11 protein-coding genes are annotated in these 11,992 nt (G+C 70.0%); 7 read left to right on the top strand and 4 right to left on the bottom strand.

Translation table 11 applies throughout. From position 1 onward, the window contains the following. The first annotated feature begins 77 nt into the window (after positions 1–77). Positions 78–1,424: a VWA domain-containing protein gene (locus ACZ6KY_RS10010; protein ID WP_469309847.1), complete on the top strand. Its 1,347-nt coding sequence runs from the start codon at positions 78–80 to the stop codon at positions 1,422–1,424. Between the two features lie 73 nt (positions 1,425–1,497). Further along, on the top strand, positions 1,498–2,811 hold the full coding sequence (locus ACZ6KY_RS10015) for an FHA domain-containing protein (RefSeq protein WP_469309848.1): 1,314 nt from the start codon (positions 1,498–1,500) through the stop codon (positions 2,809–2,811). 136 nt (positions 2,812–2,947) lie between these two features. Here the strand turns inward: ACZ6KY_RS10015 and ACZ6KY_RS10020 are convergent, their stop codons facing one another. Then, the gene (locus tag ACZ6KY_RS10020) at positions 2,948–3,946 is read right to left on the bottom strand and encodes a methyltransferase domain-containing protein (protein WP_469309849.1); all 999 of its coding nucleotides are present in this window, start codon (positions 3,944–3,946) and stop codon (positions 2,948–2,950) included. Positions 3,947–4,079: 133 nt separating this feature from the next. Between ACZ6KY_RS10020 and ACZ6KY_RS10025 the strand changes: the two genes are divergently transcribed. Then, positions 4,080–4,484: a globin gene (locus tag ACZ6KY_RS10025; RefSeq protein ID WP_469309850.1), complete on the top strand. Its 405-nt coding sequence runs from the start codon at positions 4,080–4,082 to the stop codon at positions 4,482–4,484. Positions 4,485–4,809: 325 nt separating this feature from the next. On the opposite strand, the gene ACZ6KY_RS10030 is transcribed toward ACZ6KY_RS10025, so the two are convergent. From ACZ6KY_RS10030 to ettA, 3 genes are read right to left on the bottom strand one after another with little or no spacing between them, the layout of a single operon-like run. Then, a complete protein-coding gene (locus ACZ6KY_RS10030) occupies positions 4,810–5,553 on the bottom strand; it encodes a DUF8010 domain-containing protein (RefSeq protein WP_469309851.1) in 744 nt (247 codons plus the stop codon). Next, positions 5,550–5,960, bottom strand: a complete 411-nt coding sequence (locus ACZ6KY_RS10035; protein ID WP_355855780.1) for an acyl-CoA thioesterase — start codon at positions 5,958–5,960, stop codon at positions 5,550–5,552. The genes ACZ6KY_RS10030 and ACZ6KY_RS10035 overlap by 4 nt, the downstream gene beginning before the upstream one ends. 6 nt (positions 5,961–5,966) lie before the next feature. Then, positions 5,967–7,631, bottom strand: a complete 1,665-nt coding sequence (gene ettA / locus ACZ6KY_RS10040; protein ID WP_469309852.1) for an energy-dependent translational throttle protein EttA — start codon at positions 7,629–7,631, stop codon at positions 5,967–5,969. Positions 7,632–8,159: 528 nt separating this feature from the next. On the opposite strand from ettA, the gene ACZ6KY_RS10045 reads away from it, so the two are divergent. From ACZ6KY_RS10045 to ACZ6KY_RS10060, 4 genes are all read left to right on the top strand, one after another. Further along, complete coding sequence (locus tag ACZ6KY_RS10045) at positions 8,160–8,453, top strand: DUF1876 domain-containing protein (RefSeq protein ID WP_469309853.1); 294 nt, start codon at positions 8,160–8,162, stop codon at positions 8,451–8,453. A gap of 1,301 nt (positions 8,454–9,754) precedes the next feature. Next, the gene (locus ACZ6KY_RS10050; protein WP_469309854.1) at positions 9,755–10,357 is read left to right on the top strand and encodes a signal peptidase I; all 603 of its coding nucleotides are present in this window, start codon (positions 9,755–9,757) and stop codon (positions 10,355–10,357) included. Between the two features lie 125 nt (positions 10,358–10,482). Further along, the gene (locus tag ACZ6KY_RS10055) at positions 10,483–11,034 is read left to right on the top strand and encodes a hypothetical protein (RefSeq protein WP_469309855.1); all 552 of its coding nucleotides are present in this window, start codon (positions 10,483–10,485) and stop codon (positions 11,032–11,034) included. 229 nt (positions 11,035–11,263) lie between these two features. Beyond that, positions 11,264–11,749 carry a hypothetical protein gene (locus ACZ6KY_RS10060; RefSeq protein ID WP_469309856.1) on the top strand — a complete coding sequence of 162 codons (486 nt, stop codon included), beginning with the start codon at positions 11,264–11,266 and terminating at the stop codon, positions 11,747–11,749. Positions 11,750–11,992: the final 243 nt, after the last annotated feature.

Here is an 11,992-nt window from a genome sequence, read left to right on the forward strand (position 1 = left end):
CGCGGACCGGAGGGGACCGGTCCGCACACAGTCAGCACCTCCGCCGGAGGCGGAGGCCCGAGGGGGACAGAGAAGGCATGGCCAATTTCTCGAAGTCGAACGTGCCGCAGTTCTCGGTCGACGTGTACCAGAACGAGTATCTGCCGGAGGGCGGTCGCGAGGTCAACGCGATCGTCACGGTGAGCGCGACCGGCGGCGGCACCATCGGAACAGCGGTCGCCGCGCCGCACCTGTACACGGCGGGGCAGGGTCCGGACGCCGCCGTGGCGATCATGGTCGACTGTTCGGGCTCGATGGACTACCCGTCGGCCAAGATGCGCAACGCCCGCGACGCGACGGCGGCCGCGATCGACACCCTGCGTGACGGAGTCCACTTCGCGGTGATCGGCGGCACGCACCTCGCCAAGGAGGTCTATCCGGGCAACGGACGGCTCGCGGTGGCGGACCCGGCCACCCGCGACCAGGCAAAACAGGCGCTGCGCAAGCTGAGCGCGGGCGGCGGTACGGCGATCGGCACCTGGCTCCGGCTCGCCGACCGGCTGCTGTCCTCGGCGGAGGTGTCGATCCGGCACGGGATCGTGCTCACCGACGGCCGGAACGAGCACGAGTCGCCCGAGGACCTGCGGGCCGCGCTCGACTCCTGTGCCGGACGTTTCACGTGTGACGCGCGTGGAGTCGGCACCGACTGGGAGGTCAAGGAGGTCACCGGGATCGCCTCGGCGCTGCTGGGCACCGCCGACATCGTCGCCGACCCGGCCGCCCTGGCCGCCGACTTCACGCACATGATGGAGACGGCCATGGGCAAGGAGGTCGCCGACGTGGCCCTGCGGCTGTGGACGCCGGTCGGCACCGAGATCAAGTTCGTCAAGCAAGTGGCGCCCACGGTCGGAGATCTGACGGACCGTCGCACCGAGGCGGGTCCGCGCGCGGGCGACTACCCGACCGGTTCCTGGGGCGACGAGTCCCGCGACTACCACGTGTGCGTCCAGGTCCCGACGGCCGGGGTCGGCCAGGAGATGCTCGCCGCCCGGGTCTCCCTGGTGATCCCGCAGGGCGACGGCAGTGTGCGGAACCTCGGAGCGCAGGGGCTCGTACGGGCCGTGTGGACCGACGACATGACCGCCTCGACGTCCATCAACCCGCAGGTCGCGCACTACACAGGTCAGGCCGAACTGGCACAAGTCATCCAACAGGGTCTCGATCTCCGCAAAGCGGGAGATGTCGATGGAGCAACGGCCAAGCTGGGACGGGCCGTTCAGCTCGCCGGAGCCTCCGGAAACGCCGATACTGCGAAACTGCTCGCGAAGGTGGTGGACGTGGTCGACGTCGCGGCAGGTACTGTGCGATTGAAAGCAAGGGTCGCGGAGGCTGACGAGATGACCCTCGAGACACGGTCCACAAAGACTGTTCGTGTAAAGAAGTAGCGAGCCCGGTTCCCGTGGGGAGCCGGAGAAATCCGGTCACAACGGCCGGAAAGGGAAAGGGGGAAGCGCCGACATGCCGACATGCCCGAACGGACACCAGTCGGGTTCCGACGACTGGTGCGAGGTCTGCGGTCACCGCATGGCCGGTACCGTGCCCCCGCTCCCTCCCCCGCCGCCGCCCGGCGCCGGTTACGGCTACCCGGCGCCCGGTTCGCCGCCGCCGGGACCCGGCGGCCGGTCGCACCAGCCCGGAATGCCGGGCGCCGACCCGGAGATCTGCCCGCAGTGCCGTTCGCCCCGTGAGGGGGCGGCGCCGTTCTGCGAGGAGTGCCGGTGGAACTTCCTGACCAACACCGCGACCTCGTACACACCGGCGGCTCCGCGTCCGCCGGCCGGCGCGACGGGCGGTCCCGGTGGGCAGTCACCGTACGGCGGTCCTGGTGGTCCGGGCGGTCCCGGTGGCCAGAATCCCGCGCTGCGGTTCCAGCAGCAGGGGCCGGGACAGCCGGGCGGTCCGGGTGCCGGCGGCCCCGGTCACGACCCGTTCGAGTACCAGAGCTCGCGGCCCTCGCAGATGAACCGGCCCGCCGAACCGATTCCGCCCGGCCCGCAGGCCCAGCCGTACGGCGGCCCGCAGGGCTTCGGCGGCGACCCGTCGCGCCCGCCTCAGCAGCCCGGCGGCCCCGGCGCCCAGCAGCAGGCCTACACCCAGCAGCCCGCCTCGCCCTTCACCCAGGGCGGACCGCCGCAGCAGGGCGGCCCGCAGCCCGGCGGCCCGGCCTTCGGCGGCGGTGACGACGACTGGATGATCCCCCCGCCGTCGCCCGGTTCGCCCGGCGGCCCGGGTGGTCAGGGCGGCCCGAACGGCCCGGGCCAGAACGGCGGCTACGGCTACCCGCAGCCCGGCACCACCCAGGCCCCGCCCGGCCCCGGCTACCAGCAACAGCAACAGCAACAGCAACAGCAACAGCAACAGCAGTCTCTGTCCTGGAGCGCGACCATCGCGCCGGACCGTGAGTACTTCATGGCGATGATGCAGCGCTCCGGGCCCGAGGCCGCGGGCCTGAACCTGCCCGCGTACTCGCCGGAGCTGCAGCGCCCGCTCCTCGGCAACCAGATCACCATCGGCCGCCGCCGGCACTCCACCGGCGAATCCCCGGACATCGACCTGTCGGTGCCCCCGGAGGACCCGGGTGTCTCGCACCAGCACGCGATGCTGGTCCAGCAGCCTGACAGCACCTGGGCGGTCGTCGACCAGAACTCGACGAACGGGACCACGGTCAACGGCGGCGAGGAGCCCATCCAGCCGTTCGTGCCGGTGCAGCTCCAGGACGGCGACCGGGTGCACGTGGGCGCCTGGACGACGATCACGATCCGGCGGGGCTGAGAACCACCCTGGCCACCGGGGCTGAACACCGTCCCGGCGGGCTGAGCAGGCCTTCACTGCGGTTCCGGGCGGTTTCCGCCGCCGGGGGCCGCTCGGCCGCTTCGGTGGCCTGCGCGGAACCCCGGTCGCGGACGGCTCAGGGCAGCGGCCAGGTGTACGGCCCCTCGGGGTCGTCCAGCCAGGCCCGGGCACCCTCCGCGCCGACCGTGACCCCGTACCGCTCGCGCTGCGGCTGCCCCTCGCGCTCCCACAGCGCGTAGGCGTCCTGCGGGTCCAGGCTGCCCGCCGTCAGGGCCAGCAGGAACCGGAACAGGTCGTGGCCACGGGCCCGGCGCGGCAGCCCGCCGAGCCGGGCAGGCTCCGGCTCCGGCCCGGACCGGGTGGCACCCCGCAGCGGCACGAAGAAGGCGGACGTGTGCAGGAAGCGTCCCTCGGCGTGCTCGGAGTCCCGTACCCGCAGCGCGATCAGGCCGGTGGCCAGCGGCGCGAGGATGCGGGCGCCTGGGCCGCACTGGGGCAGCCAGGGGCGCGGGATCGTGGGCAGCGTGCAGGTGGCGACGATCCGGTCGAAGGGAGCGCGCCCGGGGACCCCGCGGGCGCCGTCGCCGGTGACGACGGTCGGGTGGTACCCGGCGACGGCCAGATGCCGTCGCGCGGCCTCGGTGATCTCCACGTCGAGGTCGACCGTGGTCACCAGGTCGTCGCCGAGACGGTACGCGAGCAGAGCCGCGTTGTAGCCGGTCCCGGCGCCGATCTCCAGGACGGCGTCCCCGTCCCGTACCGCCAGCTCGGTCAGCATGGTCGCCATCAGCGACGGCTGGCTGCTGGAGGAGACCAGTTCCCCGTCCCGCACCCGGGTCGCCAGCGGGGCGTCCGCGTAGGCGCCGCGCAGCCAGCGGTCCCTGGCCCGCGGGTCCGGGTCCTCGCCCCACACGCGCTCGAAGCCGCCGGTGACGCCGACGTAGTAGTACGGCACGAAGAGGTGCCGCGGGACGGCCTCGAAGGCCTCCCGCCAGACCGGGTCGCCCTCCCAGGCCCCGCTCCGGTCGATCTCGCGCACCAGGGACGCCCGCGCCAGACCGGCGAGGTCCTCGGGGCCTGGTTCGGAATCGGTTTCGAGAGCGTGCGCGCCCATACCTCCACTGTGCTGCCGGACGGGCCGCGAGGCGAGTGGCGGACCGGCCGGTCCGGAGCGGGCGCGTCCGCCGCGCTTCGTGAGTGGTCCTAAGCCTTGAGTCCTCGGTCACCCCGTCTGAGAACATGGGGGCGTGAAAGAGATTCGGCGCGGCACGCTTCAGGAGCAGACCTTCTACGAGCAGGTCGGCGGCGAGGAGACCTTCCGGCGCCTCGTGCACCGTTTCTACGAGGGTGTCGCGGGCGATCCGCTGCTGAAGCCCATGTATCCCGAGGAGGATCTGGGCCCGGCCGAGGAGCGCCTCACGCTGTTCCTGATCCAGTACTGGGGCGGCCCGACGACGTACAGCGAGAACCGCGGCCACCCCCGGCTGCGGATGCGGCACGTCCCCTTCAAGGTCGACCAGGCGGCGCACGACGCCTGGCTGAAGCACATGCGCGTGGCCGTCGATGACCTCGGCCTCTCCGAGGAACACGAGCACACGCTGTGGAACTACCTGACGTACGCGGCCGCGTCGATGGTGAACACGGCGAGCTGATCACCTGCTTCCGACGGTGATCGCGGGGCGCCCACCTCGCGCCGCCCGCCGGAACCGTGCTCACCCTGGGGCGGCCGGCCGGGCACTGCCCGCCGCCCTCGCGGGCCTGCGGATCGGCCGCCGCCCGGCGCGTGGCGTGAAGGACCGCGTGGCACTGGAACGGGAGCCGGACCGCATCGCCGTACGGCCGGACGACAGCCGGCCCGGCTGACCCCTCTCGGGGGCGCACCGGAGCGGCCCGGAGCGCGCGGCACGGGGCCGGATCAAGCGAAATCAGACGGCTCCGGCGGCTCCAGCCGCTCCAGCGGAAACGGGAGCGCGGGGATCAGTGAACGCTGACGTCCAGCGCGCCAAGTCCCGCCCGGCGGAAGGCGATCGACCCGAACGGCGTCCGCAGGCGCAGCCAGGTCCCCGACGAGTACAGCGCCAACGGGCTGTCGTTCAAGGGACTGTCGCTCAACGGGCTTTCGCCCGAGGGGGCTTGCCCTGCGGCGGACACGGGCGCGGGCGCTACGGGCCGCAGGAAGCCCAGCGACTGCGCGGCATGCGCTGCCCGCACCGGAAGTCCGGTGTCACCGATCGGCCGGGACCATATCTCCCGCCCGAGACGGTCGAGTTCGGCACGGTTCCGCAGCTCGGGCGCCAACTCCTCGGTGCGCGACCGGAATTCGGCCACCGCTGCGGCGACCTTGGCCCGTACGGCGTCCGGGGCGGGCAGCCCCGGTTCCTGCCGCCAGCCGCCGCGGGGCGGCAGCACCCCGGCCCACGGGGGCCCGGTGACGGCGACGGGAACGCCGACGGTGGCCGCCGACTCCTCGACGGACTCCAGGAGTTCACCGGCGGACACGGTCACGTCGAGGGTGACGTCGAGCCCGTTCTCGTACGGCTTGGCGAGCCGCGCCGTACGGATCGCGAGGACCTCGAACGACGGCGGCCGGCCGAAGACCGCGAGCGTGGTGCCGTGCGCCTGGAGGCGCACGGCGGCCGCGCGGTCGTAGTGGACGAGCCGGGAGAGGAAGGCGGCGAGATCCGCCGCTTCCCCCGCGTCGGCGAGGTGCAGAACGGTCATGCCGCGACGGCCTCGTCCTCGTCGTCGCGGTACGACTCCAGGAAGTCGCGCTCCTCGGCCGTGATCCGGCGAGGGCGCTGCTGCTCGAAGTCGAACGGCACGATCACCGTCGCGGCCGTGACGTAGACCTGGTCCGGGTCCTTCACCTCGTAGGCGATCGTGAAGGACGCGGCCCGGATCTGTGTCACCCAGAGCTCGATGTCCACCGGCGCGTGCCGGTGGACCAGCTGCCGCTTGTAGTCGATCTCATGACGCGCCACCACGGACCCCTGCTTGAAGTCCTTCTCCGGGCGGAACAGGAAGTCGATACGGGCTTCCTCCAGGTAGCGGAGGAACACCACGTTGTTGACGTGGCCGTACGCGTCCATGTCCGCCCAGCGCAGCGGGCAGCGGTAGATGTGGCGCAAGATCGATCAGCCCCGGGTCAGCTTCTTGTAGGTGGCGCGGTGCGGGCGCGCGGCGTCCGCGCCGAGCCGCTCGACCTTGTTCTTCTCGTACGACTCGAAGTTGCCCTCGAACCAGTACCACTTCGACTCACCCTCGTACGCGAGGATGTGCGTCGCGACCCGGTCCAGGAACCAGCGGTCGTGGGAGATGACCACGGCCGCACCGGGGAACTCCAGCAGCGCGTTCTCGAGCGACGACAGGGTCTCCACGTCGAGGTCGTTGGTGGGCTCGTCGAGGAGCAGCAGGTTGCCGCCCTCCTTGAGGGTCAGCGCCAGGTTCAGGCGGTTGCGCTCACCACCGGAGAGGACACCCGCGGGCTTCTGCTGGTCCGGGCCCTTGAAGCCGAAGGCGGACACGTAGGCCCGCGACGGCATCTCGACCTGGCCGACGTTGATGTAGTCGAGCTCGTCGGAGACGACGGCCCACAGCGTCTTCTTGGGGTCGATGTTGGCGCGGCTCTGGTCGACGTAACTGATCTTGACCGTCTCGCCGACCTTGATCGCGCCGGTGTCCGGCGTCTCCAGGCCCTGGATCATCTTGAACAGCGTGGTCTTGCCCGCGCCGTTCGGGCCGATGACGCCCACGATGCCGTTGCGCGGCAGGGTGAAGGACAGGTCGTCGATGAGGACCTTGTCGCCGAACGCCTTGGAGAGGTTCTGGACCTCGACGACGATCGAGCCCAGCCGCGGGCCCGGCGGGATCTGGATCTCCTCGAAGTCCAGCTTCCGCATCTTGTCGGCCTCGGCCGCCATCTCCTCGTAACGGGCGAGGCGGGCCTTGGACTTGGTCTGACGGCCCTTGGCGTTGGACCGGACCCACTCCAGCTCTTCCTTGAGCCGCTTGGCGCGCTTCTCGTCCTTGCGGCCCTCGACCTTGAGGCGGGAGGCCTTCTTGTCGAGGTACGTGGAGTAGTTGCCCTCGTAGGGAATCGCGCGGCCGCGGTCCAGTTCGAGGATCCACTCGGCGACGTTGTTCAGGAAGTACCGGTCGTGCGTGACGGCGACGACGGCGCCCGCGTACTTCGTGAGGTGCTGCTCCAGCCAGTTCACCGACTCGGCGTCGAGGTGGTTGGTGGGCTCGTCGAGGAGGAGCAGGTCCGGAGCCTCGATCAGCAGCTTGCAGAGCGCCACGCGGCGCTTCTCGCCACCGGAGAGGTTGGTGACCGGCCAGTCGCCGGGCGGGCAGCCCAGCGCGTCCATGGCCTGCTCCAGCTGCGCGTCGAGGTCCCAGGCGTTGGAGTGGTCCAGGTCGTCCTGGAGCTTCCCCATCTCCTCCATGAGCGCGTCCGAGTAGTCGGTCGCCATCAGCTCGGCGACCTCGTTGAAGCGGTTGAGCTTGCCCATCAGCTCCTTGGCGCCGTCCTGGACGTTCTCCAGCACCGTCTTGGACTCGTCCAGCTCCGGCTCCTGCATGAGGATGCCGACGCTGAAGCCGGGCGACAGGAACGCGTCGCCGTTGGAGGGCTGCTCGATGCCCGCCATGATCTTGAGAACGGTGGACTTACCGGCACCGTTCGGACCGACCACACCGATCTTCGCGCCCGGGAGGAAGCTCAGGGTGACGTCGTCGAGGATCACCTTGTCGCCGTGCGCCTTGCGCGTCTTGCGCATGGTGTAAATGAACTCAGCCAAGAGAAACCGTCCGGACGCTTGAAATCGGCAGTGGGCAGATACACCCCATCTTGCCTGACGGCTAGCCCTTGAAGGAAACCCGTTCGGTCACGGGGCCGTGACCTGGACGTTCGCGAATCGCGCTGGTAGCCGACCTGTCACGGACTGCCGCCGTCAGTCACTGTCAGGCACCCTCGCGCGACCCAGGGGCGACCCAGAGACGGCCCAGGACCGGCCGAGTGACACCCGCACCGGAGAGCGACCGTTGGACTCCGGCCTTCCGGACTCCGGCCTTCGGGCTCCAGCCTTCGAGGGCATGGCCGCTCACCGGCCTCACCGGTGGCCGACGGGTCACCGACTGTCGGCACCGACCACTGCCGAGCGACATCGCCCGGCCACCCGCCACCCGCCCCCGCCTGCCGGCAGGACCCCGCTCCGTCGCGTGGCCCTCCCCCCGCTCCCACCTCCTCGCCTCGTGCGCGGCCTGTCCGAGGAGCACACTTCTTATTAGGGCTTCACCAGGGGGCGGCGGCTTCGGAGGTGATCGCGATGACACAGATGACAGCGACGCAGACACGGACCACGGTCGGCTGGCACGTCGAGATGGAATTCCAGGAGGACGACCACCGCACTCGCGCGGCAGCTCTCCTTCGGCTCCCCGACGGGAGCGAAGTGCGTGCCCACGGGTACGCCAGCCGCCACCCCTCCGACTCGAACCAGCCCAGGGTCGGCGAGGAGGTCGCGGGCGCGAGGGCCCTGAACGAACTCGCCATGCAACTGCTGACCAAGGCCCACGACGAGATCGACGCGGCTTCGGGCAGGACGTCACACACCCTGAGGTGACGGGAGCGGCCGTCTCAGCTGGATCGATCCGGAGAGGGACCGGCGGCCCTGCCCGTGCCGTGGAAGCGGCCCCGGTCGCACAGGCATCGGTCTCGGCGTTGTCCTCGACGCCCGGTCGCGCATCCAGCGGTTACGCATCCAGCGCGTCGCCGACGACACGTCGGGCACCGGCCGACCGCCGAGCGACATCCCAGTCGGCGACGAATCCGCCGACGGTGCGGTGGCCGGCGGTTCCGGACGCCTGGCGGGATCCGAGTCGGCCGAGGGGGCCACGAACTCATCCAAGTCCCCCAGGGCTTCGATGACCTCGATGACCTCGATGACTTCGTCGAGGGACAGACGGATCCCTCGGGAGGACATGTCCATCGGCCGATGGACATCCGGAGCGGACGGACACTCCCGCCCAGCCACGCCGACAGCGTCGGGATGCCGTCGATCCTGACGGAGACAGACACCGAACCGCTGTCGGCCGATGCCCCGCCCTGCCCCCGACGCGGGCTCCAACGGGCAGAGCGGCCATGGCCTTTGTCCGTTGGAGCCGAACACCTCGGCATCGCCGATTCGACAGTTCGACACGAACCGGACGCCCGCGACTACGCCGAAGCCCTGCACACCCACCCCTCACCAACCCCCATCTAACTCAACTCCCCTACGCAACAACCAAGTTGATAGATGACCGCGATGAAATGCCCGCGGAATCAACGGATATACCCGCCAGTCACCAGCATCCAAAACCAGACACACCCCCCGGAAGCCGCTTTAGCGGCCGTCTCGCCACTTTCGAAACCCCCGCGGTATTACGTTTCCATAACGTCGCCTACACACTTCATCCACACTCTTTCCAGTCCGCTCACACGGCCTTTACTCTGATCTTGGTCACCGCGACGGAGGCCACTCCTGGGGGGGAGTGCACGGCATGCACACAGCGTGGGAGCCAATGAAAACGGCCTGGCCAGGCGGCACTTGAGTCACCGCCCATCATCTCGGCAGTCGGCGCCCCGCAGCGGCGGGCGATCCCCACGGTGACCGACGCCGATCCGAAACTGTGAGCATCCCGTGAAGAGCGGAGCGACAGGGCGTCCCGGGAGTCATCCCTTCTGCCGGTTACAGCCCGCTCCGTAGGCTCCGCGCGCCCAACGCCGCACCGAGGGCGAGGGATTCCCGTAGAAGTCACCACTTCCCCATGACCGGCGCAGGGGAATTCACCAACCCCCGGGCGAATTCCCCTGTGTCGCCCAGCCGAACGACGCCGTAATGCCCGCAGGACTCGCGAGACCGAAATCGTTTGCAGGAGAAGAACCGTGGAGCTGACAGTAAGTGAGGTGGCGACGTCTCCCGACGAGACGCCGACCGCCCAGCAGTCACCCAAGCGCCGGCACTGGACGCGCCGAGTCCTCTCGGCCTTCATGAGCCTCGTGGTCCTCCTGCTCGCGGCCGGTTTCGCGGTGGCGGCAATCTCGGTCAAGTCCGGCGACTGGCAGGCCAGTTCGGTGCTGAGCGGCAGCATGGAGCCGAAGCTCCCGACCGGAAGCGTCGTCATCGCCCAGCGGGAACCCGTAGCGACGCTGAAGATCGGCGACGTCGTCATCTTCCACCGCCCGGACGAGCCGGAACGCCAGGTCGTCCACCGGATCGTGAAGATGACGCCCTCCAAGGACGGCCCGATCCTCGAAACCAAGGGTGACGCCAACGCGAGCGAGGACCCCTGGCGGGTCCGCCCCGAAGGCGACACCGCCTGGATCGTCCGTCACGACGTGCCCTACGTCGGCTACGCCGCCACGTCGATCCACACCGAAACCGGCTTCAGGGTGCTGCTCGGCGCAGCCGCGGTACTGATCGTGGGCGGCGTCGTCGTCCTGCTGTGGCGCCCGAAGAAGCCGGCCTCAGAGACCACCACCCCATAAGGGCAGCGGGACCCCGTCCCGTGACACGAAGCCGGGCGGCCACAGCCAGCGGCCGCCGGGGCGAGCCCTGTCATGCCCGGGCGCAAGCCCGAACCTTCACCCATCACGCAGAAAGGCCCACATCAGTGGCCATCTCCGCCAAGAAGAAGTTCGTCGCGGGTGCCGCGATCGCCGTCGGCAGCCTCGCGCTGATCGGCGCCGGCTCCGGTGCCTCCTTCATCGACGACGCCTCCGCGCAGACGAACGTCCGCTCCGGCAAGGCCGACCTCAACATCGTCAAGGGCGCCAACCCGGTCGACGCCACCGCGATCTACGACGGTGCCTCCCACCAGACCTACACCTGGGCGCCGGCCGCCTGGAAGTTCGTGGCCGACGACCAGGCCGTTCTCGACGGTGAGCAGCTCCTGGCCTCCTCCACCAGCCACATGTTCACCGAGTTCACCGTCCGGAACGACGGCACCGCCGGCGCCGGCGTCTCCTTCGAGATCGCCAAGAGCGGCGACCTCGCGAACAAGCTGGACGTCAAGGTGGAGCGCCTCGGCGACGACGCCGACAAGACCTGGCTGAAGAAGGGCGCCACCGCCCAGTACAAGGTCACGATCGACGTCAAGAACCTCGTCAACGCCGACCAGGACCTGACCGGTTCGGTTTCCGTCAAGGTCACCGCCGCCTCTTGATCCACCGTTGCGTGAGCGGGCCGGGGTTCCGACCGCATCCACCGGCCGGACCCCCGGCCCACTCCGCGCACGCCACGGTCCGGTGACCTCCGACCTGCCGCGGGAATGCCCTCCCGCGGCGGGTTCAGGCGCTCCGGCCACTTTACGGCGGGGCATCAGGCCGAGTCAGGCGGCCCGACGCCCCCGTATGCCGCATGTCCAGAACAGCACTACCGAAAGGCACAACGACGTGACCATCTCCAACAAGAAGAAGGCGATCGCCGCCGCGGCGATCCTCGCCGGCAGCCTCGGCCTGGTCAGCATGGGCAGCAGCGCCGTGTTCACCGACACCGTGACCGGCCAGGCGTCCGTCACGGCGGGCACCGCCAAGCTTCGGATCCAGGCCGACGGCTGGACCGTCACCAACGGTCACACCGCCACCCTCAACCACGTGGAATTCCTCGACTCGTCGACGAAGACCATCACCACCTCGATCATCAACGTCTTCAACGACGGTGACGTCAACCTCGACGTCACCCCCACGGTGCAGACCGGCGGCGACGACCTCGGCCTGAAGGTCAGCTACAAGCGCGTCGGCGGCACGGGCGACGGCCGTCCGGACCTGGCCGCGGGCAACTACGTCCAGTACGTCGTGACCGTCGAGGCCGGCAACCTCGGCAACGAGGTCTCCGGCAAGACGGAGAACATCACCTTCAGCGTCACCGGCACCGCCTGATCCTTGCCGGACACGGCGGGAACTTGACCGACCCACCCACAGCTCACCCGGCCCGACCTGGATTCTCGCCAGGTCAGGCCCGGTGGGCCGAGGTGTTTTCACCACCGCTCGCACCCGGGCGTCCAGGTGGGGGGGGGGGCCGCAAGGGGAGGCCACCCCCAGAAAAAAAAAAAACACCACCCCCCCCCCAAAGGCAGACCCCCCCCCCCCCGCCCCACGAGACGAAAAGCGTGGGGGAGGTTT

It is taken from the genome of Streptomyces sp. NPDC042002 (assembly GCF_055588305.1).